Genomic DNA, 26211 nt, shown 5'->3' with positions numbered 1-26211 from the left:
TATATTTTCCGAGGTGTGTCGTTTAGCGGAGGCAGAAAAATTACTCCCCCGTGAACCCCTTGCACGTATTAACGGGATAATTTTTAGCACGAACTAAACAACAAACTGCAATTTTAACTTACTCCCCCAAGGTCCCTGCATAATACTGCGCCAGTTTCTGCATTTTGGTAATCGCGTCCATTCTTTCTGCATAATGCTCGTTTATGGCCACGAGAATAAACGTGCCCTGCGGCCCAAAGAAAATGCCGCCGTCAGCAAACACACCGTCGATTTCCCCGGTTTTATGGGCGATTTTATAAGCCGGCAGCGCCTTGGGGAAACACTCCTTATCATTCTGTTCCAGGAGAATATCCAGCATAATGCTGTCCTCCTCCTCAGCTACCAGCTCCCGATAATACATTCTGGTCAGCAGATGGCCGATATCCCGTACGGAAGAAAAATTCTTGCGTCCCCGGTTGCCTGTCATCATTTTGTTGGCAATGACCGTATCCTTAAACCCCTGCTGCGAAAGATAGGCATTCAGCTGTGTAAGCCCAACGCGGTCTATCAGCATATTGGTGGCGGTATTATCACTGTCGGTAATCATCAGCTTTACCAGCTGCAAAATAGTGCGCCGCTCCCCGGCATTATACCAGGTGATGACTCCGGCACCGCCGACAACGTCCTTGCGCTTGATGGTCAGCTGTTCATCGAGGAACAACCGCTTGTCATGCACATCCTGCATGACCTTGGCCATGACAAAGAGTTTTATCATACTGGCCGGCATCATGGCCCGCTGATTGTGAATATATGGTTCAACTTCCCTTTCCGGCCGCAAAAAATACACGGAAAAGCCTTTGCTTTCCGTTCCCAAAATACTTTGGGTGTTTTGGGCCAGCGCAGCCAAATCAGCCGGCTGGCCGGACTTTATATTATGCTGTGCTGTCATTTCGGCGGCACTGGCTGCCGCCCCATCACCATAACGCTGCCACAGCGTCACGGAGGACAACGCCCCCAGCTGCAAAATCAGCAGCAAGGCTATAAATGTCGTAAACCGCTTTCCCGTCACCAAACGACCTGACCTTTCCTTTGCTATATCACCAGGGCTGCGGAGTTATCGGCGATACCACACCAAAACGATAGCCCTTGGCCTTGAGCGTGGCAATTATGCCCGGCAAAGCCCGTACAGTTTCCTCCTTGCCACCGTTGCTGTGCATGAGTATCAGCGCCATGTTATCCTTCAGACTGCCCTGCGTGCGCCTATCCACATACTGAATCTGCCGTTCAGCCGAAGGATGTTCCGGCGTGGCGTCCTCAGTCAGCACATTCCAGTCATGCTCTACATAGCCCAAAAGATTTAACGCGTTGTAATAGTCTCCTTCAAACATTCCCACCGTACCACCAGGGGCACGGATGATAAAGGGACGTACGCCCAGAATATTAAAGATAACATCGTCGGTATGCTGCATCTGGGCGATAAATGTATCCTTACTCTGATAAAGTTCCTGATACTTATGGTCGTAACTATGGTTGCCAATCGCATGACCTTCTGTAAATATCCGTTTCAGCACCTCAGGATGCTTTTCTGCCATAGCGCCCAGCACGTAGAAGGTCGCATGTATACCATGGGCTTTCAGCACGTCCAAAATAGCCGGCGTATTGACATCATCGGGGCCATCATCAAAAGTCAGATACGCAATCTTTTCCTTATTATAATGCGGCAGAGCCGGCAGCATGGTAGGCAGGCCTTTTGCCTGACGCTGTTTAAGGGTATAGCGGTCATAAACTGGTTTATCCACACTGAGATTTTCCCCGGTCAGATTGCTGTAATCGCCCTTGGCCAGCACATAAGCCTCAGACTCAACCCCCGGCTCAGCCTCAGTCTGCGGCTGTTCTTTGGCCTGACTATTAGCAAACCAGGCCCAGCCAAACAGGCCGCCGATGGCCACTGCCAGTACCACCACACTGATAAACTTGCCAAAAACTGCCTTCCTCACCAACAATACGCCTCCAATGAGAATCTTTGGGAATTTCCTGTATTTCCTGTATTGTATTATAGCATAATTATTAACTTACAGTAAAAATTCTGCAAACACCCAGTTGCCATACTTGAATCCCTTTGCTGTCAGGCGGCAGCCCTTTTCATCCACAGTAAGCAGGCCCTTCTTTTCCAAATCGCTCATCGTCCTGCCATAAACCTCACTGAGCTCCCTGTTAAATTTAGCGGCAAATTTTTCCCGGGACAGCCCCTCTGCCGTACGCAAAGCCAGAAAGGCAAATTCTTCCATAATATGCTGGGGAGTAGGTTCTTCTTCCAGCTGCCCTGCACTGGCACCGGTATTTATCCTGTTTATATAAGCCGCGATATCAGCCGTATTTTCATACCGGCGTCCCTCCAGATAGGAATGAGCCGCCGCGCCCAGTCCTAGATAAGGTACGTCCTGCCAGTAGCCTAAATTATGTCGGCTCTCCTTCCCCGGCCGGGCAAAATTTGACACCTCATACCGCGCAAACCCCAGCTGTGGCAGCTTTTCATTTATGTAATCATACATGGCCTCGGTTTCATCATCTGCCGGCAATACCAGTCTGCCCTGACTCTCCTGCCGGGCAAACACCGTCCCCTCCTCAAGCTGCAGCCCATAAATGGAAATATGCTGCACCGCCAGCGTCTGCGCCTGCGCAATGCTATCGGCCACATCCTGCAGCGTCTGCCCCGGCAGGCCATACATCAGGTCAACGCTGAGATTGGTAAAACCTGCCTGCTGCGCTGCCCGAACGGCTGCCACAGCCTCTTCCACGCTATGAATCCTGCCAATGCGTTTAAGCAGTTTATCGTTAAAACTTTGCACGCCAAAACTCAGTCTGTTGACACCGCCGGCCTGTAAAACTTTAAAATAATCCCTATCCACCGTACCAGGATTACATTCCACGGTAAATTCCGGCACATCAGTCCCTAAGTGCGCGGCTATCGCTGTCAAAATTTCGGTCATGTATGCCGCCGGCAAAGCCGTAGGCGTGCCGCCGCCGATATAAACCGTGGCCGGCCTTCCCCATTTTTGCCGATAGGAAAGGCCCTGTATCGCTATCTCCTGACACAGGGCCTCAGTATAGGCTTTCATCTGCTGTTCCCGTCCGGCATAGGAGGGAAAATCACAGTAAAAACACTTCTGCCGGCAAAAGGGTATGTGTATGTAGACACCCCATTGCATAATTATCTTCCTTTATATTTAATCGATTTTCAGAATGGCCATAAAGGCTTCCTGCGGCACTTCCACACTGCCCACGGCCTTCATGCGCTTTTTGCCTTCCTTCTGCTTTTCCAGCAATTTACGCTTACGGGAGATATCGCCGCCGTAGCACTTGGCCAGCACGTCTTTGCGCCGGGCGCGGACGTTTTCGCGGGCGATAACCTTGGACCCAATAGCCGCCTGAATGGGAATTTCAAACATCTGCTGCGGAATGATTTCCTTGAGCTTGGAGGCCAGCTGCCGCCCACGGCTCGGAGCCTTGTCCTTGTGGACGATGGTAGACAGTGCGTCCACCGGGTCACCATTAAGGAGGATATCCACCTTCACGAGCTTGGATTCCTGATAATCAGCCAGTTCATAGTCCAGCGAGGCATAACCGCGCGTAGCTGACTTCAGTCTGTCAAAGTAATCATAGATAATCTCATTCAGCGGAATATGATAGGTAATCATAACACGGTTGGTGTCCAGATAATCCATGTTCTTAAATACGCCGCGTTTTTCCTGCGAAATCTCCATCACCGCGCCGACGAAATCATTCGGCACAATCACCGTCGCCTTTACAAAAGGTTCTTCGATATGTTCTATTTCCGTCTGTGGCGGCAGGTCAGCCGGATTGCTGACGTTGAGCATGCTGCCGTCCGTCTTATACACATGATAGATTACTGACGGCGCCGTTGTGATGAGCTTTAAGTTGTATTCGCGCTCCAGACGCTCCTGAATGACGTCCATGTGCAGCAGGCCCAGGAATCCGCAGCGGAAACCAAAGCCGAGCGCTACCGACGTTTCCGGTTCAAACACCAGCGCCGCATCGTTAATCTGCATTTTTTCCAGAGCGTCCTTGAGGTTATCATAATCAGAGCTTTCTACCGGATAGAGGCCGCAGTACACCATCGGCGTAACTCCGCGGTAGCCGGGCAATGGTTTGTCCGCCGGTCTGTCCGCAAAGGTGATGGTATCGCCCACCTGCACATCGCGCACGTCCTTCAGCGAGCCGGCCACAAAGCCAACCTCGCCCATGTTGAGCTCACCCACGTCCACAGGCTGGGGCTTAAAACAGCCCACGTCCGTAACTTCAAAAGTCTTGCCGGTGGCCATCATCTTCAGGCGCATACCTTTTTTGATTTTGCCCTGCTTTACGCGTACATGGGCAATAACACCTTTATACGAATCAAAGAAGGAATCGAAAATCAGCGCCTGCAAGGGGGCATTCTCATCGCCCTCGGGGGCAGGAATCTTTTCCACGATGGCGTCCAGAATTTCCTCAATGCCCAGCCCGGTTTTGGCTGACGCCAGTACAGCCTCGCTGGCGTCGAGGCCGATGGTGTTTTCGATTTCTTCTTTTACCCGTTCGGGGTCAGCACTCGGCAGGTCAATTTTATTGATAACCGGCACGATTTCCAAATCATTTTCCAGTGCCATGTAAACATTGGCCAGCGTCTGCGCCTCTACGCCCTGTGCCGCATCTACTACGAGCAGAGCGCCTTCGCAGGCGGCCAGACTGCGTGATACCTCGTATGTAAAGTCCACATGGCCCGGGGTATCGATGAGGTTCAGCTGGTACAGCTGTCCGTCTTTGCCCTTGTAATCAAGGCGCACTGTCTGGGCCTTGATGGTGATGCCGCGCTCCCGTTCAAGGTCCATGCTGTCGAGCACCTGCGCTTCCATTTCGCGCTGGGACAACGTGCCCGTATATTCAATCAAGCGGTCCGCAATCGTGGATTTGCCATGGTCGATATGGGCGATAATCGAGAAATTGCGGATATTCTTGTTCTGCATTTTCATTTTCCTTTCCAACGTCTTTCAATAAATGATATTATACCCTATTTGCCCCCTTACCTGCAAGAAATATAGCCCTTGGCAAAATAAAAGTATTGCTTTTTAGAAATGGGCGTGCTAAAATAGCAAGGTAACGAATCAATTGAGGGGGGTGAACTACTTGCCGAATATTAAAGCATCTATTCTTAGTGTAAAATCTGACGCTAAGCGCCGTGCGAAGAACGCTGCTGAGAAGTCCCGTGTACGCACTGCTTCCCGTCGTGTTCTCGACGCTGTTGAGGCTGGAAACGCCGAAGAGGCTAAAACCCTCCTCACGGCTGCTTGCAAGACTATCGATATGGCTGCTGCGAACAACGTGTTCCACAAGAACTGCGCTGCTCGTAAGAAGTCTCGTCTGGCTCGCAAAGTGAACGCACTCGCTAAGTAAAAGTTCTCAGATGAGATAGAAAAAAGCCTGCTCGTAAGAGCAGGCTTTTTTGTTGCCATAATTTGTTTTTATAACGCCGTTGTTCCAGTTTTGCCATAGGCAAAACTTCCTCTTGGCGTTTCAACGAGGCGGGAGATATGCTCGCCGCCTGTTTTGGTATTCGTGCCCCCACCTGCTGAGGTGGGGGACATTTTCTTGCCTCGTTATAAATCACGTTTGTTCATTTCTTTTAGCAGTTCGATAGCCCCACGGCCCAGCCCCGTTTCCCTGGCCGTCTGTTCCACAGTATAGCCGCTGCGCAGCAACGCTTTGGCCTTGGCTGCATTGGGTGAATGCATAGGCCCGGCCGGCTGTGATTCTTCTTTCGGCTCCGGCTCAGGCATTTCGGGAGTTTCTTCCACTACCTCACTGCGGTTCATCGCCTCAGCCAGTCCGGCAGCCTGCTGGGCACTCGCCATTTCTGTCCCGGCGGCCTCTGCTGCCGTCTCTCTCTCCAGGGAGTTTTGCAGCACGCTGGCAAAATCCTGAGCGTCTACCCGTTCCATGGCCGGAGCTGCCGGCTGCTGCATGGCTGGTGCCATCTGGGGAGTCATAACTGGCATAGCCGGCGGCACCATCGCTCTTGCCTGATAAGCCGACAACTCAGCTATCGTCTTGCGAGCCTCACTTAAATCGCGATTTAGTTCGGCGGCGCGCTGTTCGAGCTCGCCAGCTAAGCGGCGGTATTCCTCCAGGCCGGCCTCCAGGCGGACATTGCGTTCGTCAGCCTTGTGCAGCAAATCTTCCAAATGCTTTATATGGCCGCCCATACGGGCAATGACCGCATCAGCGGAATGGGCCAGCTCAGCCTTTAACTGTTCGGTGGATATCCGCAGCTCTTCCGTATCCACACCTTTATGCCGCTGGGATATAAACTTGACGACCAGCACTAAAAGTGCCCCTACAATAATCAATAAACCTAAAACTTCTGGAATCATAGTGTAAAACTAAAACCCTCCCTGCTAGTACAATCTTTGCTTATAACGCTGTTATTTCAGTTTTGCCATAGGAAAACGTTCTCTTAGCGTTTCAACGAAGTGGGGACATTTTTTGCCTCGTTATTATAATACACTGTTTAAAGGCTGATGTCCAACAATCGCCCACGCGAAGGGTCCTGAGCCATTTTTACTACAGGTTCTTCGGCCTGTTCCTCTATAACCTCCCCGCCCCGGCGAGCGCCGCCCTCACTGCCGCCGCGGTTGCGCTGCCGTTCCGGGTCATCCTTTATGCGGCCGTCCTCCGGATTTTCCTTGCCGCGTACCTGCTTTTGTTTCAGCTTGTCGTCGTTTTTCTGCTCCAGCGCCTGATAGTCAGACTGCAGGGCACTGGCCTGATTCAGATTATGCTGTACCTGTCCGGCATCCGTGGAACGCGGCACTATCATCTGCATACTCATCGGGCTGACATCCATATTATTTCCTTCTTTCCGCTGTTCATACACAAGTGAGGGCATCCGACGATGCCCTCATGCTTAATACGTGCCTATGTTAATACGCTCATCCTTTACCGTCAACAAACAGCGCCGGATACTGGATTGCACATTCATGATGATAGAATTGATGGAAATTCTGGTACCGGGATAAATCGTATCCGCCACACGAATTTTGCCGTCATTCATGCGGTTCATAGCCTCTTCCAACTCCATAATTTCCTTCTCGGCCCGTTTTATTTTCCCGGCCAGGGGGAACTGCGACCTGGTCAGGGCATTGATTTGGTCGATACGCTGCTGCGGCAGGCGGCTGACATCAATCTTGCCCAGGGTGTTCAGCATCTGAGTAATCTGTTTCAGCCGTGCTTTATCCTCCTTGCATTCACGACACAGTTCCGTGTACTGTTTATACAAAGCCGGGTCAACACCCACCGACAGTTTTGTCGCCACGGCAGCAGAACTGCCTACAATCTTGCAGCGGATTTCCTCACCGGCAGCGATACTGCCGCCCGTGATAGTACCGCGTTTTTCTTCCGCATAGACACGGTTTCCGGCCCGCACCTGCGAATGCAGAATAGCATCCATTACGCTGACATCACGGCCAGCCTCGATGCTGGCATTTTCTGCAAACATAGCCTGTACGTCCTCAACAGCCTTAATATAACCTCTGTTCTGACCGTTGATGCCGCCCTTAATCAGGACATTACGAGCCTCTATCTGCGCACCATTGACCATGCCGCCAATTTCTACATCACCGGTAGCCTTGACCATAAACCCGGCTTCGACATTGCCCTTAATCGTGACGCCGCCGGTAAAGTCAATATTGCCTGTAGCCGGCCCGACACTGCTGTTAATGGACAAATGCGGGTCAATGTCAATTTTACGGGTGGAATCCACTATCTGGCCGTCAATGGTTGCATAAAGCTCATTATCATTGCGGATTTCTGTATTTTTGCCCTGCGGTACAGGTATAGGCCTGCCGTTACGCGCCGGAACATCCATGCCATAGATATTCTTGCCCGGAACGCCCTCTGTCTGCGGAATACGCACCGCCAGCAAATCGCCCTTCTTGACCAGAACAAACAGGTTCATATCCTTGTAGTCAGCACGGTCAAACTCATCAATCTTGGGACGCCCCTTGCCTGACAAGTCAAACTTGCGTTCAATCCTGGCATTTTCCCCGTGCTTAACCTGCAGCCCTTCGGCTGCCACAAAGGGCGTAAGACTCTTTACTCCCTCATTTATAGCCTCTTCATTTATACCATAAACAACGCCCTTCTCTTCCAGCGCCGCCTTGATATCCTCTGCCGTCGGCAGTTTCGTTCCCTGTGTCGTGTCGTAACGAACCGTAACCACCATTTGGTCACGGCTTATATCCAGAATAATGCCGGCAACTGTTTCCTCTACAGGCTCCTCAACGTCCGTTTCCGCCGTCACTTCAGCAGTACCTTCCCGTTCCACTTCTTCCGGCACTTCATCAATACCATCTGCAATCCTGCGTGGCTGACCTGCAGCCTCTCGAATTATCTTCGAAAGTTCTATGACATCATAATTATTGACGTTATTATCATGCAAGGTCTGACGGACATCAGATAGTTCAAAAAGTACCTCTGAGCCTTTGTTGGGATATATGGTTACATAAACACCATCCTGAAGGAATTCGATGAGATAACCTGTTTCTTTGCCGCCGACTGCCGGTCGTAATCTCTGGTCATCCATGATGTGTCCCCCTTAGGCTGAATATCTTATACCAAGCTCGCCTTCATCCTGGCCAGATATCCTCGCATCCGAAAAATTGCCTTCGTATGGAGCTGTGATATCCGCGCTTCTGACAGACTAAGGACTAAGCTGATTTCTTTCAAAGTCATTTCTTCATAATAGTAAAGAGCCACTACTTTCTTTTCTTTTTCCGGCAACCGCTCAATAGCCGTCATAAGCAATTCCTTAGTCTCGGCCTTTTCCAAGCGGTCAGAGGGACCGGGTTCACCAGTCAGTGGTGAATCCGCCCGTAAGTAGTCATCCAACGGTATAACCGTGGCGGCACTAAGCTGACTCTCCAGTGCCTGTAATTCTTTTACTGTAACTTCTAGTTCTGTGGCCAATTCTTCATCGGTAGCTGGCCGTCCCAATTTATTCTCCAGGTCAAACATGGCCTGCTCATAGCGGCGAATACGCTGACGTATCGCCACTGGCAGCCAATCCTTTGCCCGCAGGTAATCAAGCATCGCACCACGAATCCGAATACCTGCATAAGTTTCAAACTTGTTCTTACGCTCGATATCATAGCGTTCAATGGCATCCAACAACCCGAAAAAACCACTGGATAATAAATCGTCCCGGTCTACATGGGCCGGCAGGCTGATGGCAAGCCGCCCCGCAACCAGCTTGACCAGGGGTAAATAATACTCAGCCAGCTGGTTGCGTGCCTCTACAGTTTTATTTGCAAGATAGCTTTGCCACAGGGAAGCGACATCTATAGCCGGCGCTTCATCTTCTAATAGCAATGAATCCACCGAACGCCCTCCTCCCGTATACATCCATCAAAAAACATAAAATCTGCACTACATTTGTTCCGGCGACTCCATTCTGGTCAGATTTTCACTGGTCAGCGGTTCGAACTGAGTTTCTTCACTTTCCGTATCCGCTTCGCCATCATCCTGTTCGGGGCTGCCTTCTGTTTCCTGGGGCTCTTCGCCTTCCGTCTCCAAGCCCTCATTCTCTACTTCGGCTACGTCAGGAATTCTTAACAAATCATCGAAATCGACAATATCATTGGCAGCTAGAATCCTTAACACGATATAGACACATAAACCTGAGCTGATAAAGCCCACAACGCTGCGAAAAAACACCGTTATTCCTCGTGCCTCACTCGACATCCCCGTTATGATGATAACCAGGGCGGCGATAAAAGCGAATACCACAGCTGCATATAACTTAGCCAAAGTCTGTTCACCTACTAATCACATTATTAAATCTCTTTTTCGCCTTTATCAATGGTCTTAACCTTGTACACGCCATCATTAAGGTCGATGGATACCGTGCGCCCATAAGTGCCGCCCGTATCCTCGGCGATAATTTTGATATTCAAATCCTTGAGTATCTTCTTGGCTGCCTCAGCATTACGAGTACCAACCCGCATGATATCGGTAGCATTCTGAAAAGCAAACATCTGTGCTCCACCGGCAATTTTGGCCACTAAACGGGTGCGGTTAGCTCCCAGTGCCAATACGTCCTTGAGCATCAGCGGTAATCCTGTATCCGCAAACTTCGCCGGGTTTTCTGTCGGGCGAGCCTGTGTACTATCGGGAAGCATTATGTGCAATAACCCACCGATTTTTGCCTGGGGGTCATAAAGCGAAATCCCGATGCAGGATCCAAGGCCATAGCTGATGATTGTTGATGGAGCAGAGCCAACTTTATAATCGGCCATGCCGACTCTGATAAGATCTGCCATATTACTCAACTCCTACAGCATGAATTATTGTCTCCAAAGAACCTGGATCCGGCACAAGGAAGAACTGGCCGTTAATGCCATCATCCTCAGACAGGAATTCCGTTTCAATAACCAGGGCTCTGTCACCCATCTGTCCCAGCTGAGCCAGCACGACATTTAAGAGTGCGCCGGCCATATCCATAGCCAAAGCCGGGATTGAGGGCAGCATGGTAATCTGCGTAAAGGTAAAGAAGGCGTTTAAGTATGCGCCCGAAAGTATATTGCCAATCTCCATCAGGGCTGACTCGTCCATGAAGTCCAGACTCGTTGTCTGTCCACGGGGTTTTCCCATCAGGGTATCAACCAGATAAAAGGCCGATTTTTGCGGCAGCAGGAACAGAATATTGCTGGGAGCCTTGCCATAAACCCTCATGAATATCCCGACCACAACTGCATCCGGGCCGCCCACCAGGTCTGGTACTACCTCTAATGGCACCATGGACACTTTGGGCACGTTCATATCGATTCTCCTATTGATGACCTGGGAAAGGGCTGTTGCCGAATTTCCCGCACCAACATTACCAATCTCGCGCAACGCGTCAAGCTGATTGGCGGAAAGATTCAATTCATCGGTCATATTTGACACCTCATTTTAAAGTTACTTTCCATCACCAGTAGCGCCTATAATTTCTTCCAGGTTAAGCATGATAATCAGGCGTCCGTCAACGTTGCCGATACCATTAAGGAATCGGGAACCGCTGCGGTCATTGGTGGCTTTTTTCGTGTCCACCGTCTTGCTGCCAATGGTCAATACCTCTGTAACCGCATCTACCAGCATGCCTACATGCAGCTCATCAATCGTAACCGTTACGATACGGGTATTTTCCGTATACGGAGTTTCGGCCAGCCCCAGTCTTTTCTTGAGGTCGATAACCGGCAGCACCGAACCACGCAGGTTGATTACACCCTTGATGAAGTCAGCGGCAAAGGGTACACGGGTTATATCCGTCATATTGCGGATTTCCTGAACGTTTAAAATGCTTACGCCATATTCTTCGTCGCGGAGTTTAAAGGCCACGACCTGCACTTCATCATTTTGCTTGTTTTCTTCGTTTGCCATCGTTACTGCCTCCTCTTACTGCTGCATCATCGTAGCCACATCGAGAATCAATGCCACGCGGCCATCGCCCAGTACTGTTGCACCGGAGAACATCTTGAGGCCCGTGAAGAGATTACCCAGGGTCTTGATAACGATTTCCTGCTGACCAATGAGGTTATCTACTACGATACCAGCCTTGGCTTCACCAGCATGTACGACCACCACGAAAATTTCATCCGGGTCTTTAACATGCGGAATCTGCAGCGTTTCTTCCATGCGGATAATGGGGATAATCTCACCGCGAAGAACAATGACTTCGCGATTACGCACAGTCTTGATATCCGTGGGCTGGATATTGATGGTGCTGTCGATTGACCCCAGGGGAATAGCATAAATTTCTTCCTGAACCTTAACCAGCATTGCCTGGATAATAGCCAGCGTCAAAGGCAATTTAATCTTAAATACGGAGCCTTCATCAATCTTGGTTTCAACGTCTACATGACCGGACAGGGATTCAATCTTGCTGCGGACAACGTCCATACCTACGCCGCGTCCGGAAATATCTGTAATCTGTTCAGCTGTGGAGAAACCAGGCAGGAAGATTAAGCGGACTGCATCTGCATCATCCAGCTTTTCTGCATCCTCCTGAGAAATCATGCCCTTTTCAATAGCCTTTTTACGAATCTTGTTGGCATCAATGCCGCTGCCGTCATCAGTAACCATGATGACTACGTTATTGCCTTCATGACGGGCAATAAGTCCGACTTCACCAGTTCTGGGCTTGCCTTTGGCTTCACGTTCATCAGGATGTTCAACACCGTGGTCCAAAGAGTTACGCAACAGGTGCATAATCGGGTCACCGATTTCATCGATAACGGTACGGTCGAGTTCTGTTTCCTCACCTTCGATGGTCAGGTTTATTTCTTTATTCAGTTCTTTGGATACGTCGCGCACCATGCGGGGGAAACGGTTGAATACAGCGCTGACCGGCACCATGCGGACCTTCATGACGATGTTCTGCAAATCGGTGGTTACGCGGTCCATCTGTTCAAGCGTCTCAGTGAGTTCACCGAGGCGATGTGCCTGACCAATCTGCTCCAGGCGTACCTTGTTGATAACTAGCTCGCCCATGAGGTTCATCAGTGTATCCAGTTTATCGATATCTACACGAACGGACTGGCTCTGATGTCCCTTCTTCTGGGCAGCGGCGGCCGGTTTTGCCGCCGGTTTGGCAGCAGGTTTCGGTGCTGCCGGTTTTGGGGCCGGGGCTGCAGCAGCCGGAGCAGGTGCCGGGGCTGGTGCTGCGGCTGGAGCCGGAGCTGCCGGAGCTGCGGCAATGGGTTTATCCGGGTCTACAACCTCCACCACAATTTTTTCAATTTCCGAAATGGTGCTTAAGGAATCTTCCACGGCCTTTTTATCAGAACCGGTCACCATCAGGATATCAAAGCTGTGTTCAAATTTTTCCTGTTCCAAATCTTCAGCAGGCGGAACGGATTTTATCACATCACCCAGCTCGTCCAGCGCATTCATAACCATGTAAGAGCGGGCTGATTTCAAGAGACAGGTTTCCGACAGGGTTACCTGAATATGTACGCCAATCATGCCGCCTTCTTTGGCCTGACGCAGCATATCCTTTTCCGTATCGGTAAGCTCAATAGCCGGTGCCTGTGAAGCTGCGTCCGCAGCCGGGGCTGCAGCCGGAGCCTCGCCAGCTGCCGGTGCCGCCGGGGCAGCAGCCGGGGCCGGTTCGCCCTTGGAAATGGAACTGAGCTTAGTTACGAGGTCACTAACGTCTACAACATCTTCAGACTCGCCATTAGCTACGCTGTCTACCATCTGCTCCAGAGAATCCAGGCATTTAAAGAGGGTATCAATAATATCTTCATTCAGTTTCAACTGTTCCTTACGGATAAGGTCCAGTACATCTTCCATTTCATGTGTAAGTTCAGCAATCTTATTATATCCCATAGTTGCTGACATACCTTTTAGTGTATGTGCATTACGGAAGATATCATTTACGACTGATAAATCCTCGGAATTCTCCTCCAAACTTAACAGGCCTTCGTTCAAAGACTGTAAATGTTCGTGGGATTCATCCAAAAACATGTCCATATACTGATTGGTATCCATTTGTATTCCCCCTATATCCTTATTTATCTCTTTACAGCCTCCACGATTGCCTGAGCTATGCTTTCGATGGGTTTTACTTCATCAGCAAGTCCCGCCTCCACAACAGCTTTTGGCATACCGTAGACTACGCATGTGGGCTCATCCTGAGCGATGCTGTAACCGCCGGAGGCCTTGATTTTTTTCATCCCTTCACAGCCATCACAGCCCATGCCCGTCATGATGACTGCCACCAGGTTCTTGCCTATAGGAGCCACTGAGTCATACATGACATTTACTGCTGGCCGGTGATTACCTACAGGAGGGTCCTGATTAAGTGTTATTTTTCGGCTGCCACCATCGTCTCTTACCTTTAAATGATGACTGCCTGGAGCTATATATACATGACCTGGCTGAATCACATCACCATCTTCGGCTTCTTTCACGGAAACCTGTGAGATGGTATCCAGCCTGTCAGCTAATGCCTTGGTAAAACCTGCCGGCATGTGCTGAACTACGACTACACCACAGGGCAAATCCGCCGGCAGACGTGTGATAACCTGCTGCAGAGCCTGTGGGCCGCCAGTAGAAGTCCCGATAGCCACCAGTTTATTGGCACCATTACCGGTACTGCCCATCACCACGGGCGTTACCTTATTCGGTGCTGGCGGCTGGGGACGTCCCCGAACCTGCAAAAGTGGATTGTTGCGCCGGATGCCAAAGCCTGCCGGCTGTTCCTTTTGCGGAGTTGGCGGCGTTGCTGTTCCGCCCAGTTTCAGCCCCTGCCGCACCGGCAGTTCCACACGTTTCATCACCGGTGGCGCCGGCTTGCTGGCCGCAGTAGTTTCCATGGTGATTTTCTTTTGCGGAACATATGTAATCTTGCGCACTCTGGCTTTGACAGCATTGCGGCACTTTTCTAACAATTCATCTTCGATGGCATCCAGTTTCGATATGCTGCCACCAGCTTTACTGACAAAGTCCACCGCCCCCAGACTCAGGGCACGCACTGTAGCCTCTGTCCCCTGCTGAGTGAGGCTGCTGAGCATCACCACCGGGGTTGGCCTCTTTTCCATGATGACGGCCAAAGCATTCAGTCCATCCATTACCGGCATATTTACATCCATTGTCACCAGGTCTGGCTGCAATTCAACCACCTTGTCAATGGCATCCTTACCGTTAGCAGCCGTAGCTGCCACCTCGAAATCAGGCTGTTTTGTAAATAAGTCCGTCAGAACTTTACGCATGAATGCTGAGTCATCGGCAATCACGACACGTATCATCCCGCTCACCTCTTTTATCCGGCCAAGTTTCCTTATCCCATTAACTTACTTTTACTTACTCTTTGATACCTTTGGCAATGTTGGCACGCTGTACAGCGAACAGATACCGGACAATTTTGTTACTGGTTGCCCGGGGCAAATGCTGGAATGCTGCCCCCACATGATAAATAACAGAGCCGTCACTGCGCTCCACCGGTGCTACACGTACCACATGACACATTACATCAATTGTTCCTGCTTCCGGAATGCCCAGCAATTCCAAACCAATCTTGGCCGTGTTCGGAATCTCGCGGTCCAGGGAGAAACAAATCCCACCGCCGCTCAAATCCACCACGGAAACAGTTTCTGTATCATTGATGGTGCCATCCTCATCAACTATTCTGATTCTGGCGGTCATGTTGACCTTTACTCGTACGAATTCCCTGTTTTGAAACCGCTCCACGGTCTTGGGCATGGTTAAATGCCAGATGGGAATACGGTCGTCCTTGCGGCCGATGCCCTTGAATACCGTAAAGAAACGATAGCGGCACTGATTGCCAATAGCTACACCGTATATTTTTTCATTGATGACGGGGATGACCGGCACATGCTTGCTGCTTATGGGCATAGCCACTTCCAGGCCATCATCAGTGATATCTTCGATACGGCTGGCATAGCGCGTATCGTCGGCATCTACATAGAATTCGACGCGTTGGCCAAGTTTTAAGATTTCTTCTGCTTTTACTAATTCGCCCGTCATAAACAAGTTCCTCCATGTTTAGCGCGAAAAATTAAAAATTTGTCGCAAAAATCCTTTCCAGCCACGTTTAACAGTCATTTTACTGCCATACAGGATGCTGTTAGCCAATCCCTGTATGCAGCGTGAGGCTACACTGGCAGGCTGGGCAGCTAAGAACGGCTGCTGCTGGCGTACCGACTTCATAACTGCACTGTCCTCAAAGACGTAGCCCAAACAATCAATCGGCATATTCAAAAAGCGTGTGGACGTCTGCTGTAACTTAGCAACGACCTCCCGGCTTTCCACTTCATCATAAACTCTGTTGACTACCAGTTTTATATTCTTATTAGCGGCATACATGCTATAGGCCTTAAGCACTGCATACGCATCGGTCAGTGCTGTCGGTTCCGGTGTGGTTATCAGCAGCACCTCATCGGCCGCGAGAATAAAGTCCATGACATTTTTTCCCAGGCCGGCACCGGTATCGATGAGAATTATATCAGCCATCTGGCCGCAGCCATTGAGCTTTTGCATCAGGCGCTGCCGTTCTTCATAAGTGAAGTCCGCCGCCTTTTCTATGCCGGAACCGCCGGAAATGTAATTCACGCCATAGGGTCCTTTTATCAGGACATCCTGCAGCTGAACATCTTTTTCGAGCAGATTCAGCAGGTGCTTTTTACTCATGCTCCCAAGGACAACATCCACGTTGGCCATGCCAAGGTCAGCATCGATAACCAGTACCCGTTGACCAGTCATGCCTAAGGCAATCGCCAGATTTACAGTTATATTGGTCTTGCCTACGCCGCCCTTACCGCTGGTAATAGCAATGACTCTGGGCCCCAAAGCCGACAGCGATGGCCTGTTGGTCTCCACCGGCGCCTGGGGTTCATATTCTGTTTTGTCTACTAATTGACGCAGTCTTGCTGCCTGGTCTTGCATATTATTCCCTCAACAGTAATGCAGCTAGTTTATCGGCAGTGGCCGGAACAATATCATCGGGGACACTCTGCCCGTTCGTCATAAAGGACAGGGCAATATCCTTATCGGCCAAAAGATTTACAATCATTCCCAGGCTGCTGGTTTCGTCCGTTTTAGTGAAAATCACCCGGCCTGGATTGCAAACCGAGAACTTATCCAGAATATCAGCGACATCGCGGTTCTTGGTCGTAGCACTCATAACGAGATGTTTTTCAATACGGGAATCCACGGCCAGGAAATCCTGTAATTCCTTCATCTGATACTCGTTATGCTGACTGCGGCCAGCTGTATCAATAAGGATCAGGTCCTTATCCCTATGCCTGTGAATAGCCACCTTGAGTTCATCAGGAGAGTAGACTATCTCCAGTGGCAGGCCGATGATATCAGAATAGGTTTTCAGCTGCTCCACCGCCGAAATACGATAGGTATCGGCAGTAATCAGGGCGGCCCGGATATTTTTCTCCAGGACAAAACGCGCTGCAATCTTGGCCAGCGTTGTAGTTTTGCCGACACCAGTAGCGCCAATAAGTGCCACAATCCGTACACCGTGCTTGTTTAGCGTAATCCCCTCAGCAAAGTTCATCTTGCCTGCGAGATACTCAGCCAATACCTCCGGAGCCCGTTTATCAAGGCAATCCATCAGCATGTCGCCGGCGGCGGTTCGAGCCGCCATGTCTTTAAGAATATCCTCATCGACTTCCTGACGGCGCAGGGCCTCCTGCAAGGATACTTCATCCTGCGGCTGGTCTTTGCTCATAACCTGCGTCAGCAAAGTTTTCATCTGCGCCAGTTCGGCCTCCAGCTTTTGAATCTTTTCAGCGTCTTCAGGATTTGAAGTCACGGCCATCGGCTGTACTGCCGGGGAAACTTCCGTTGCTGACATCACTTCTGCATCTTCCTTTGGTTGTTCTACTGCGGTAACTAAGTTCTGCTTATCAGGCATTAACGGCTGGAAACTGGGCGCTGCTATCGGCGCCTCCGCCATGCGTACGCCCGTTTCCGTGCCGTTTGTTTTGTACTGATTCAGCACTGTATGCGGCATGACCGGGGAGGCCGGGGAAACCACGTCCAGGTGGCTGCCGGCACCCTTGTCATTATCAGGGAGCAGACTGCGCTTAGCCCGTGCTTTAAGCCGGCTGTCCTCATTGCTCTCTTCAATAGCGGCAGTCACTTCCACAACTTCTTTGGCCTTATAGCCCATAATACCGCCTTCACGATATTTTTTTGTATGCAGGATAACGGCATCGCTGCCTAACTCCTCTTTAACTTGTTCCATGGCTTCCTTCATGGAGGAGGCCTTCACTACTTTTATCTGCAACTTAAATCTTCACCACCCCAAGAACTTGAATCTCTACACTCTGTTCAATTTCCGCGTGGGACAGGATAATCAATCCCGGAACGGAACGTTCCACCAATTTGCGGAAATACAGGCGTACAGCCGGGCTGGTCAGCACGATTGGCTGATAGCCCATATTAGTAAGTTTCGGCAGCTCTTCATTGAGCGCCGTAACCAGTTTTTGCATGGAATCCGGGTCTATGCTGACGTAAGAACCATGCTCGGTGCGCTGTACACCGCCGGCAATGCGGTTTTCCAAAGCCGGGTCCAGCGTGATACATGGCAGCGTCCCATTCTGCACATTCTGCTGTGTGATGTGCCGCGACATGGCATGACGGACATACTCGGTAAGTATTTCCGTGTCTTTGGTCGCTCTGGCGTAATCGGCCAGCACTTCCAGTATGGTGCTCATATCGCGAATGGAAATCCGTTCGCGCAGGAGGTTGGCCAGTACCTTTTGAATCTCGCCAATGCTGAGCAGGTCGGGAACGACTTCGTCCACCAGAGCCTGATTGCTCTTTTTGAGATTGTCGACAAGGTTCTGGGTTTCCTGACGGCCAAGGATTTCATCAGCATGCTGTTTGATGACTTCGGTGAGGTGCGTAGCCAGTACGGACACTGCATCTACTACCGTGTAGCCGTTTAATTCTGCCTGTTCCCGTTCATTTTCCGGAATCCACAGAGCAGGCAGGCCAAAGGCCGGTTCTGTTGTTTCTATGCCGGGCACCTCTTCAAAGACAGTGCCGGAATTCATGGCCAGATAGTGGTCCAGCATGAGTTCGCCCTTGGCTATCTCAATCCCTTTCAGCTTGACTATATAAGCATTGGGTTTGATTTGAATGTTATCGCGAATACGGATTGTCGGGACCACAAGGCCCAGTTCCAAAGCGCATTGCCGTCGTATCATGACGATACGGTCTAAGAGATCACCGCCCTGGCCGGTATCAACCAGCGGAATCAGCGAGTAACCAATCTCGAGTTCCATAGGGTCAACCTGCAGCAGGGAAACAATATTTTCCGGCGTAGTTGCCTTTTTCTTTTCCTGTACCTTCTTTTCCTCCTGCTGTACCTCCGTCTTGACCTCGGTCTGCTGTTTGAGCAGACGGCCGATAATCAGGCAGAATACAGCCAAGGCCAAAAAGGGAATCCCCGGCAAGCCAGGTACGATGGAGAAGAAGATGAGCACGCCGCCCAAAATGAAGAAGATACGGTCATTGTGGAAGAGCTGGCCCACGATGTCGCTGCCAAGATTGCCTTCCGCGCCGGCACGGGTAACAATAAGACCTGTAGCCGTGGAAATCAGCAGGGCAGGAATCTGGCTGACCAGACCTTCACCTACCGTCAGCAAGGTGTATGTCTGCAGGGCCTGAATGGCCTCCAGATTACGCTGCATCATACCGATGACGAAACCGCCGCCGATATTGATAAACATGATGATGATAGCCGCAATGGCATCACCTTTGACGAACTTGGACGCACCGTCCATAGCGCCGAAGAAGTCAGCCTCGTGCTGAATCTTTTCGCGGCGGATTTTGGCCTCTGCATCAGAAATCGCGCCCTGATTGAGGTCAGCATCGATGGACATCTGCTTACCAGGCATTGCGTCCAAAGTGAAACGGGCCGATACTTCAGCTACACGTTCCGAACCTTTGGTGATAACGATAAAGTTTACCGCTACCAGAATGATAAACATGATAAAACCTACAACCGGATTACCACCGACAACGAAATTACCGAAAGCGGTGATTACTTCCCCGGCGTAGCCGTCCAGCAGAATCAGTCGCGTGGACGAAATATTCAGCGCCAGCCGGAACAAAGTTGTTATCAGCAGCAAAGACGGGAATATGGATAAGTCCAGCGCCTCTTTGTTGTAGATTACCGACATAACCAGCAGGAGTGCCACTGTGATGTTCAGACAAATAAGCATATCCAGCAACAACGTCGGCAGGGGGATAATCATCATGACAACGATGGTGACGATAGCTACCGCTATCATTACATCGCTGTATTTTTGAACAAAACTGCCCTTGCCAAACGCATTACTGGGGGCAGCTGCCTGTTGTGCAGCCATAGTGTTACTCCTTTATTGCTTATGCCCGACGGCGTTGTTTTAGACGATATACATAGGCGAGCACTTCCGCCACCGCCTGATAAAGTTCGGCCGGTACCATATCCCCCACCTGCGTAGAGGCGTACAGCGCCCGGGCCAACGGTTTATTCTCCACAATGGGCACCCGATTTTCATTGGCGATTTCCTTAATGCGCCTGGCCACCAGGTCCTGGCCTTTAGCCACTATCTGTGGGGCCACCATGCCCTTTTCATATTTTAAGGCCACAGCAAAGTGTGTCGGGTTGGTTACGATTACATCGGCCTTCGGTACTTCCTGCATCATGCGGGACATGGCCATCTGCCGCTGTTTCTGTTTGATTTTACCTTTAATCTGCGGGTCACCTTCGGACTGTTTCATTTCGTCCTTAACTTCCTGCTTGGACATTTTGAGATCCTGGGTGGTCTGCCATTTCTGATAGGCATAATCCATAAAACCTACTATCATGATAACCCCGATAACTTCAAAGGCCATCTTAAAAATTATATCAGAAATCTGCGCCAGACTGGTAGGTAAATCAAAATAAATGAACTGGGGCATTTCCATCAAGTGGTCAATAAGAAAATCATATAAGAAAAAACCGATAATTGCAATTTTCATCAGGGATTTGACCAGTTCCATCAGGGAACGTTTGGAAAAAATGCGTCCAAAACCATTGATAGGGTTCAGCTTATCCAGTTTAAAACCAATGGCCTCAGTGTTGAAGTTGAGACCAACCTGAAAGAAATTTATCGCCAGACCAATTGCCATAATCGCTATCATTATCGGCAAGGCCGTCTGCGCCAGCAGCTCAATTATACCAATGAAAATGCGGATGATATTTTCCGTATCCACCGGCTGATTAAGGTGCGAAAATATATAAGTAGTATAAGCCGCTATGCTATGGTAGATGTTCTCCCATAGCAGCTTGATGATAAAGAACCCCATCAGCAGGACAAAGGCCGCGTTCATATCGGTACTGCGGCCGACCTGACCTTTCTTCTTGGCGTCCGCCCGCTTTTTGGCGGTTGGCTCCTCTGTCTTATCATCGCCGGCAAAAAGCTGCAAATCAAAGACAAAGTCAGCTCTATTGCAGGGCCTCCAATGCAATTGTGATATTTCCATACATTTCATTGAACAACACATCCAAAAATAAGATGTAGAACGGCAGCACCATGGTGAGTATCAGCATACCCACAGTCAGCTGCATGGGAATACCCACGACAAATATATTCATCTGGGGCATTGTACGGGCCAATATACCCAGGCCAACGTTGGTCAGCAGGATAGCAAAAGTTACCGGCATGGCAATTTTCATACCCGTAAAGAAAATCCCCGTTGTAAACCGCGCGATAATGAGCGGCAGGGATAAATTGGGTTCAGCCCCTAAAAGCGGCACCATTTTGAAACTTTCAAACAGGGCCGATATAATCATGTGGTGGCCATTGGTCACCACAAAGACAATTATCGCCAAATTATAAAGAAAACTTCCGATAAGCGGCATTTGCTGACCGGAAGTTGGATCCATTACATTTACAACGGCAAAACCCGCCTGCATATCCATAACCTTACCGGCCATAGTGATGGCCGCAAAAGCAACATAGGCCACAAAGCCAATAAGCCAGCCCACAAAGAGCTCACTAAGTACTGCTCCGGTATAGCCTAAGACTGTAGCAGGCGCTGTGATACTCTGGAAGTTATCCACCACCGGGAACAATACCAAAGCAAAGGCCAATGAGGCTGCTGCCCGAAAATACACAGGGATATTCAAACTGCCGAAAAACGGCGAAATTATGAATATACCGCTGACACGGGTTAACAGCAGCAGAAACACTGCTGCATGACCTTGCATAAGCGTAAAAAAATCCATTGGCTGCTCCTTAACCAATATAACCCGGCAGGTTTACCAGTATATTGGTCAGATATTCTGTCATGATTCGCAGCATCCAGGGGCCAAAAATCAGAATTGCCACAAACACGGCGATAATCTTAGGGATAAAGGCCAGAGTCTGTTCCTGTATCGAGGTCGTAGCCTGAAACACACTGACCAGCAAACCGACGATAAGGCCCAGTCCCAGCATGGGAGCTGCCACTATCATAACGATAAATAATGCCTCTTGTCCAAGCTGGACAACCAAATCACCTGACATGCCCCACACCTCTTTTCTCCATAAGCGTCCCGTGATTATTTAAAACTGACAATCAGTGATTTTATCAGCAGATGCCAGCCATCGACCATGACGAACAACAGTATCTTAAAGGGCAGGGATATCATAACCGGCGGCAGCATCATCATACCCATGGACATCAAGGTACTTGCCACAATCATATCAATGACGATAAAGGGCACGTATATCATGAAACCAATTTGGAAAGCTGTTTTTAACTCACTGATAACAAAAGCTGGAATCAGGGTGAACGTCGATACGTCCTCCTGCGTTTCCGGCCGTTCATCATCAGCCAGATTGACAAACAACGCCAAATCAGATTCCCTGGTTTGCTTAAACATGAACTCCCGGATAGGCTCCACTACATTCTTAAGTGCCTGTTCCTGGGTAATCTGTCCTGCCATATAGGGCTGAATCCCATTTTCGTTGGCCTGACTCCAATAGGGAGACATGATATAAAACGTCAAAAACAGAGACAAGGCGATAACAACCTGATTAGGCGGCACGTTTTGCGTTGACAAAGCATTACGCAAAAAACCGATAACCACCACAATACGCACAAATGATGTGGTCATAATCAGAATTCCTGGGGCCAGCGACAAGATGGTCAGCAGCGCCATTACCTGCAATGTCACCGCTACATCCTGAGGCTTGCCGGAGGAACCTATGTCCACATTCACCGAAGGTATCAGTGGTGCAGCCAGTGCCTCTTGTGCCCCCAGCAGCAAGAGGATAAGCCCCCCTGCCATAATAAAGATATTTCGGCGTTTCAACTGCCCACAACTCCTTTTACCGTGACCATATCTGCAGGCCAGTTACTCATTTGCGAAATATTGGCGGCACCTTCTGAACCAATCCGGCCAAAGTACCCAGCTGCTGGGAAAACATATCCGGCATCTTGCCAAAAGCCAAATCTTCCCGGTGCAGACGCTCGATTTCCTCTTCGTCAGTAATCTCTGTCAGCAAGGTTATGGAATGCTCCGTAACCCCCAGCATAAATACGCGGCCGCTCATTTCAATAACACATACTGAACGATTCGGCCCCAAAGGCAGGTGTGATAAAATACGCCCTCCATACCCGAGCTTTTGCTGAGCAAATTTGCCGCCAATAAAACGGGCAGCAAAATAAGCCAGCCCTACAACAAAGACAAAAATAACAAAGAGGCTGACCAAATAAGCAATCGTTGACCACCAGGAAATAGGTGCCGGCCGTGGGTCAGTATTTTCATAACCGGCTAAATAACCGCCCTTGGCAGCCTCCTCGGCTGCCAGGGCAGTATCTACACCGATTAAGAATATAGCAATTACCACGAAACACGCCAGAAAAACACTTTTCTTTCCCATTAGCCTACTGCTTTACGGACAGCCTCTAACACGCGGTCAGCCTGGAAAGGCTTAACGATGAAGTCACGGGCACCGGCCTGAATAGCCTCGATAACCATGGCCTGCTGACCCATAGCACTGCACATAACGATTTTAGCATTGGGGTCAACTTTCTTGATTTCCTTGACAGCACTAATACCATCCATTTCCGGCATGGTGATATCCATGGTAACGAGGTCCGGTTTCAGTTCCTGGTATTTTTCCAGAGCCTTCATACCATTTTCTGCCTCACCAACTACTTCGTAGCCGTTCTTCGACAGAATATCTTTAACCATCATTCTCATAAATGCCGCGTCGTCAACGACCAATACTCTTACTGCCATGTTCCATCTCTCCTCATCTTAAAAACATTCGACTTGGTTCAACATTATTTTTATTATATAAGAAAGTCTTGTTTTAGACAAGAACCTCTCTACGACCTAAGTCTTTAGGAAACTACTGCAATTTTGCCGCCCGTTCGGCAGGGCTGGCAATTTCAGTGATACGCACACCGAAGTTTTCATCGATAACAACAACTTCGCCCTTGGCCAGGAATTTGCCATTGACATTGATGTCCACAGGTTCACCGGCCAGCTTATCCAATTCGACAATAGAGCCATTGGTAAGTTCCAAAATGTCCTTGATGGATTTATTGGTACGTCCCAACTCCACTGTCACCGACAAGGGCACATCCAAAATCAAACCGATGTTGGCATCATTAACCTGTACCGGCTGCATATTCAGCGGTGTGAACTGGGCCGGCTGCACAGGTACATTGGCCGCCACACCCGGCATGGGCATGCCGTAGCCATAACCGCCTCCCGGGGGAGGTGCCATAACCGGCGGAGCCATCTGCTGCTGAGGAGCCGCCATAGGCGGCGGAGCTGCTGCAGGGGCCGGAGCCGGAGCTGGTGCCGCCGCAGGTGGCGGCGGTGGTGGCGGTGGTGCAGGAGCTGGTGCCGGCTCTGGCTCGGGTTCTTCAACAGCACCACTGGTCAGCGCCTCAACCATTTCCTTGGCCACATTCACCGGCAAAATCTGCATGATTTCGCTGTCGATAAGGCCATCAACTTCCATACGGAACGATGTACAAACTATGGGGTCTGTCTGGCCCAATACTTCCGAAACCTTATCCTCATTGCCGAAATCAATCAGGTTTACCTTGGGTGGTGAGATATCAATTTTTTTATTGAACATCGTTGACAGGGACGTGGCCACCGTACCCATCATCTGGTTCATGGATTCGCCCACAGCACTCATGGCGATTTCGTTTATTTCCGTATCAGGATTCGTGCCATCGCCGCCCATCATCAAGTCAGCGATAATGGCTGCGTCCTGAGCCTGAATGGCCAAAACGTTATTGCCGTCAATGCCGATGGTATAGCCTACTTCTACAATGAGGTAGGGCATGGGGTACTGTTCCTGAATAATACTCATGGAGGACACAGACACCGTAGGCGTCGTGATATTTACCTTGTGTCCCAACAGTACTGAAAGGGTAGTAGCGGCACTGCCCATGGAGATGTTGCCAATCTCCCCCAATGCATCCTTTTCTATATCCGTGAGTACATCATCAAACTGAGATGAACTACTGTCGGGGCTTGCTGGTTCCTCAGCAGGTGCCTCGGACTCTCCCGCCGGTGCTGCATCGCCGTCCGCTGCTGGTATCCCACCGCCATTAAGCAGGGCGTCAATCTCCTCTTGCGAGATCATATCGTCACTCATCAGTATTTTCATCTCCTTCGTTTAAAATTTTGGTGATTTGAACCGCCATCTTCTTGCCGCTTTTACCCGGCCTGCTATAAAATTTAGGTTTTTTCCCCACCAAACACAATAAATTATCATCCACTCGGGTGTCCATTTGCAGGACATCACCGAATCCCAAAGTCAGGAACTCATGAATCGTAAGGTTGAGTTCTCCGAGTTGTACCACAAAGGGCACCTTGGTGCGCTCAATCTTGCGCTGCAGGAGTTTTACCTGCTCAGGGTCATCATCCCTGGATACTGATGACGCCACCCAGAAGGTGGTTGTAAGTTTTGACATAACCGGTTCAAGCACCAGATAGGGAATACAGATATTCATCATACCCTCGACTTCACCCACCTTCATTTGGATGGTAACAATGACCACCATATCACTTGGCGGCACAATTTGGGTGAACTGTGGGTTAGACTCCATTGTTTCCAATGCGGGGAAAAATTCCACCACATTCAGCCAGGCTTCCTTTAAATGTCCCAAGGCGGTATCAATAAAACGTCTGACTACCACTTCTTCGATTTCTGTCAGCACCCGGGTTTTTATTCCCACCTTGCCTTCACCGCCAAACACACGGTCGATAAAAGCAAAGGCAATTTCAGTATTTATTTCCATGATGATGTTCCCTTTTAACGGGGGCACCGCCACGATACTGATAACCGACGGATTTGCCAGTGACTGAACAAACTCCTGATAAGTAAGCTGTTCTACCGAAGCCACCTCTACATTAACCAATGTGCGCAGGTGGGTGGACAAATACGTATTTAAAAGCCGCGAAAAGCTCTCATGCAACATAAACAACGTTCGTATCTGATCCTTGGAGAACTTGTCTGGACGCTTGAAGTCGTATGTCTTGATTTTCTTTTGTTCTTCGTCTGCTTTGACTTCTTCTGCCGATACGGTTCCGTCTGACAGTGCGGAAAGCAGTTTATCTATCTCAGATTGAGACAGTACATCCTCTGCCAATCTACGCCCTCCTCCCTG

Annotated in this window: 27 protein-coding genes; 1 reads left to right on the top strand and 26 read right to left on the bottom strand. The window is 49.9% G+C overall.

The features are described 5' to 3' along the window. Nucleotides 1-118: 118 nt before the first annotated feature. From DL94_RS14275 to lepA, 4 genes are all read right to left on the bottom strand, one after another. Entirely contained in the window at nucleotides 119-1048 is a 930-nt protein-coding gene (locus DL94_RS14275) for a serine hydrolase (protein WP_231464551.1), read from the bottom strand. A gap of 28 nt (nucleotides 1049-1076) precedes the next feature. Further along, nucleotides 1077-1976 (bottom strand): polysaccharide deacetylase family protein, encoded by a 900-nt coding sequence (locus DL94_RS0104910; RefSeq protein WP_231464545.1) that lies wholly within the window; start codon nucleotides 1974-1976, stop codon nucleotides 1077-1079. A 75-nt stretch (nucleotides 1977-2051) separates the two neighbouring features. Beyond that, on the bottom strand, nucleotides 2052-3188 hold the full coding sequence (hemW, locus tag DL94_RS0104905) for a radical SAM family heme chaperone HemW (protein ID WP_028129189.1): 1137 nt from the start codon (nucleotides 3186-3188) through the stop codon (nucleotides 2052-2054). Nucleotides 3189-3206: 18 nt separating this feature from the next. Beyond that, the gene (gene lepA, locus DL94_RS0104900) at nucleotides 3207-5003 is read right to left on the bottom strand and encodes a translation elongation factor 4 (protein ID WP_028129188.1); all 1797 of its coding nucleotides are present in this window, start codon (nucleotides 5001-5003) and stop codon (nucleotides 3207-3209) included. Nucleotides 5004-5163: 160 nt separating this feature from the next. Between lepA and rpsT the strand changes: the two genes are divergently transcribed. After that, nucleotides 5164-5430, top strand: coding sequence for a 30S ribosomal protein S20 (rpsT, locus tag DL94_RS0104895; RefSeq protein WP_028129187.1), 267 nt, complete (start codon nucleotides 5164-5166; stop codon nucleotides 5428-5430). 203 nt (nucleotides 5431-5633) lie between these two features. Here rpsT and DL94_RS0104890 read toward each other — a convergent pair whose 3' ends face one another. The 22 genes from DL94_RS0104890 to fliM all read right to left on the bottom strand — a co-directional run bounded on the left by DL94_RS0104890 (nucleotide 5634) and on the right by fliM (nucleotide 26193). After that, nucleotides 5634-6359, bottom strand: coding sequence for a hypothetical protein (locus DL94_RS0104890; protein ID WP_156031686.1), 726 nt, complete (start codon nucleotides 6357-6359; stop codon nucleotides 5634-5636). Nucleotides 6360-6544: 185 nt separating this feature from the next. Then, entirely contained in the window at nucleotides 6545-6880 is a 336-nt protein-coding gene (locus tag DL94_RS0104885) for a hypothetical protein (protein WP_028129185.1), read from the bottom strand. A gap of 60 nt (nucleotides 6881-6940) precedes the next feature. After that, entirely contained in the window at nucleotides 6941-8617 is a 1677-nt protein-coding gene (locus DL94_RS0104880; protein WP_028129184.1) for a DUF342 domain-containing protein, read from the bottom strand. Between the two features lie 26 nt (nucleotides 8618-8643). Beyond that, nucleotides 8644-9402, bottom strand: a complete 759-nt coding sequence (locus DL94_RS0104875; protein ID WP_028129183.1) for a sigma-70 family RNA polymerase sigma factor — start codon at nucleotides 9400-9402, stop codon at nucleotides 8644-8646. A gap of 57 nt (nucleotides 9403-9459) precedes the next feature. Continuing rightward, the gene (locus DL94_RS0104870; protein ID WP_028129182.1) at nucleotides 9460-9840 is read right to left on the bottom strand and encodes a hypothetical protein; all 381 of its coding nucleotides are present in this window, start codon (nucleotides 9838-9840) and stop codon (nucleotides 9460-9462) included. 26 nt (nucleotides 9841-9866) lie between these two features. Then, nucleotides 9867-10352 (bottom strand): chemotaxis protein CheD, encoded by a 486-nt coding sequence (locus tag DL94_RS0104865; RefSeq protein ID WP_028129181.1) that lies wholly within the window; start codon nucleotides 10350-10352, stop codon nucleotides 9867-9869. A 1-nt stretch (nucleotide 10353) separates the two neighbouring features. Beyond that, the gene (locus DL94_RS0104860) at nucleotides 10354-10968 is read right to left on the bottom strand and encodes a chemotaxis protein CheC (protein ID WP_028129180.1); all 615 of its coding nucleotides are present in this window, start codon (nucleotides 10966-10968) and stop codon (nucleotides 10354-10356) included. Nucleotides 10969-10989: 21 nt separating this feature from the next. Next, on the bottom strand, nucleotides 10990-11451 hold the full coding sequence (locus DL94_RS0104855; protein WP_014423713.1) for a chemotaxis protein CheW: 462 nt from the start codon (nucleotides 11449-11451) through the stop codon (nucleotides 10990-10992). A gap of 15 nt (nucleotides 11452-11466) precedes the next feature. Further along, on the bottom strand, nucleotides 11467-13563 hold the full coding sequence (locus DL94_RS0104850; protein ID WP_028129179.1) for a chemotaxis protein CheA: 2097 nt from the start codon (nucleotides 13561-13563) through the stop codon (nucleotides 11467-11469). Nucleotides 13564-13586: 23 nt separating this feature from the next. Beyond that, entirely contained in the window at nucleotides 13587-14822 is a 1236-nt protein-coding gene (locus DL94_RS0104845; RefSeq protein ID WP_028129178.1) for a protein-glutamate methylesterase/protein-glutamine glutaminase, read from the bottom strand. Between the two features lie 55 nt (nucleotides 14823-14877). Continuing rightward, the gene (locus DL94_RS0104840) at nucleotides 14878-15561 is read right to left on the bottom strand and encodes a flagellar brake protein (protein WP_028129177.1); all 684 of its coding nucleotides are present in this window, start codon (nucleotides 15559-15561) and stop codon (nucleotides 14878-14880) included. Nucleotides 15562-15579: 18 nt separating this feature from the next. Continuing rightward, nucleotides 15580-16479: a MinD/ParA family protein gene (locus DL94_RS0104835; RefSeq protein WP_028129176.1), complete on the bottom strand. Its 900-nt coding sequence runs from the start codon at nucleotides 16477-16479 to the stop codon at nucleotides 15580-15582. A 1-nt stretch (nucleotide 16480) separates the two neighbouring features. Then, on the bottom strand, nucleotides 16481-17836 hold the full coding sequence (gene flhF / locus DL94_RS0104830; RefSeq protein ID WP_028129175.1) for a flagellar biosynthesis protein FlhF: 1356 nt from the start codon (nucleotides 17834-17836) through the stop codon (nucleotides 16481-16483). Between the two features lies 1 nt (nucleotide 17837). Next, nucleotides 17838-19925, bottom strand: coding sequence for a flagellar biosynthesis protein FlhA (gene flhA / locus DL94_RS0104825; protein ID WP_028129174.1), 2088 nt, complete (start codon nucleotides 19923-19925; stop codon nucleotides 17838-17840). A 19-nt stretch (nucleotides 19926-19944) separates the two neighbouring features. Further along, complete coding sequence (flhB, locus tag DL94_RS0104820; protein ID WP_028129173.1) at nucleotides 19945-21066, bottom strand: flagellar biosynthesis protein FlhB; 1122 nt, start codon at nucleotides 21064-21066, stop codon at nucleotides 19945-19947. Next, nucleotides 21029-21811, bottom strand: a complete 783-nt coding sequence (gene fliR, locus DL94_RS0104815) for a flagellar biosynthetic protein FliR (protein WP_028129172.1) — start codon at nucleotides 21809-21811, stop codon at nucleotides 21029-21031. Before fliR ends, flhB begins: the two co-directional genes overlap by 38 nt. A gap of 10 nt (nucleotides 21812-21821) precedes the next feature. Next, nucleotides 21822-22091, bottom strand: a complete 270-nt coding sequence (gene fliQ / locus DL94_RS0104810; RefSeq protein WP_028129171.1) for a flagellar biosynthesis protein FliQ — start codon at nucleotides 22089-22091, stop codon at nucleotides 21822-21824. Nucleotides 22092-22126: 35 nt separating this feature from the next. Further along, nucleotides 22127-22858 carry a flagellar type III secretion system pore protein FliP gene (fliP, locus tag DL94_RS0104805; RefSeq protein ID WP_037371351.1) on the bottom strand — a complete coding sequence of 244 codons (732 nt, stop codon included), beginning with the start codon at nucleotides 22856-22858 and terminating at the stop codon, nucleotides 22127-22129. A 70-nt stretch (nucleotides 22859-22928) separates the two neighbouring features. After that, complete coding sequence (fliO, locus tag DL94_RS0104800; RefSeq protein WP_028129169.1) at nucleotides 22929-23453, bottom strand: flagellar biosynthetic protein FliO; 525 nt, start codon at nucleotides 23451-23453, stop codon at nucleotides 22929-22931. Continuing rightward, nucleotides 23453-23815, bottom strand: a complete 363-nt coding sequence (locus DL94_RS0104795; RefSeq protein ID WP_014423701.1) for a response regulator — start codon at nucleotides 23813-23815, stop codon at nucleotides 23453-23455. The genes fliO and DL94_RS0104795 overlap by 1 nt, the downstream gene beginning before the upstream one ends. A 112-nt stretch (nucleotides 23816-23927) precedes the next feature. Then, entirely contained in the window at nucleotides 23928-25196 is a 1269-nt protein-coding gene (gene fliY, locus DL94_RS0104790) for a flagellar motor switch phosphatase FliY (RefSeq protein WP_028129168.1), read from the bottom strand. Beyond that, a complete protein-coding gene (gene fliM, locus DL94_RS0104785; RefSeq protein WP_028129167.1) occupies nucleotides 25189-26193 on the bottom strand; it encodes a flagellar motor switch protein FliM in 1005 nt (334 codons plus the stop codon). Before fliM ends, fliY begins: the two co-directional genes overlap by 8 nt. Nucleotides 26194-26211 lie beyond the last annotated feature (18 nt).

It is taken from the genome of Selenomonas sp. AE3005, from assembly GCF_000686945.1.
Taxonomy (GTDB): domain Bacteria; phylum Bacillota; class Negativicutes; order Selenomonadales; family Selenomonadaceae; genus Selenomonas_A.
Note: the sequence above shows the minus strand (reverse complement) of the source record. Positions and strands in the feature narration are given on the sequence as shown.

Coding starts and splice junctions, on each gene's coding strand:
- fliQ (WP_028129171.1), bottom strand. CDS start 22,091: ATGTCAGGTGATTTGGTTGTCCAGCTTGGACAAGAGGCATTATTTATC.
- fliY (WP_028129168.1), bottom strand. CDS start 25,196: ATGAGTGACGATATGATCTCGCAAGAGGAGATTGACGCCCTGCTTAAT.
- DL94_RS0104885 (WP_028129185.1), bottom strand. CDS start 6,880: ATGGATGTCAGCCCGATGAGTATGCAGATGATAGTGCCGCGTTCCACG.
- DL94_RS0104845 (WP_028129178.1), bottom strand. CDS start 14,822: ATGATACGTGTCGTGATTGCCGATGACTCAGCATTCATGCGTAAAGTT.
- DL94_RS0104835 (WP_028129176.1), bottom strand. CDS start 16,479: ATGCAAGACCAGGCAGCAAGACTGCGTCAATTAGTAGACAAAACAGAA.
- fliR (WP_028129172.1), bottom strand. CDS start 21,811: ATGGATTTTTTTACGCTTATGCAAGGTCATGCAGCAGTGTTTCTGCTG.
- DL94_RS0104865 (WP_028129181.1), bottom strand. CDS start 10,352: ATGGCAGATCTTATCAGAGTCGGCATGGCCGATTATAAAGTTGGCTCT.
- DL94_RS0104850 (WP_028129179.1), bottom strand. CDS start 13,563: ATGGATACCAATCAGTATATGGACATGTTTTTGGATGAATCCCACGAA.
- DL94_RS0104880 (WP_028129184.1), bottom strand. CDS start 8,617: ATGGATGACCAGAGATTACGACCGGCAGTCGGCGGCAAAGAAACAGGT.
- DL94_RS0104795 (WP_014423701.1), bottom strand. CDS start 23,815: ATGGCAGTAAGAGTATTGGTCGTTGACGACGCGGCATTTATGAGAATG.
- fliP (WP_037371351.1), bottom strand. CDS start 22,858: ATGGCAGGGGGGCTTATCCTCTTGCTGCTGGGGGCACAAGAGGCACTG.
- hemW (WP_028129189.1), bottom strand. CDS start 3,188: ATGCAATGGGGTGTCTACATACACATACCCTTTTGCCGGCAGAAGTGT.
- fliO (WP_028129169.1), bottom strand. CDS start 23,453: ATGGGAAAGAAAAGTGTTTTTCTGGCGTGTTTCGTGGTAATTGCTATA.
- lepA (WP_028129188.1), bottom strand. CDS start 5,003: ATGCAGAACAAGAATATCCGCAATTTCTCGATTATCGCCCATATCGAC.
- flhB (WP_028129173.1), bottom strand. CDS start 21,066: ATGGAAATATCACAATTGCATTGGAGGCCCTGCAATAGAGCTGACTTT.
- DL94_RS0104860 (WP_028129180.1), bottom strand. CDS start 10,968: ATGACCGATGAATTGAATCTTTCCGCCAATCAGCTTGACGCGTTGCGC.
- DL94_RS0104855 (WP_014423713.1), bottom strand. CDS start 11,451: ATGGCAAACGAAGAAAACAAGCAAAATGATGAAGTGCAGGTCGTGGCC.
- DL94_RS0104840 (WP_028129177.1), bottom strand. CDS start 15,561: ATGACGGGCGAATTAGTAAAAGCAGAAGAAATCTTAAAACTTGGCCAA.
- flhA (WP_028129174.1), bottom strand. CDS start 19,925: ATGGCTGCACAACAGGCAGCTGCCCCCAGTAATGCGTTTGGCAAGGGC.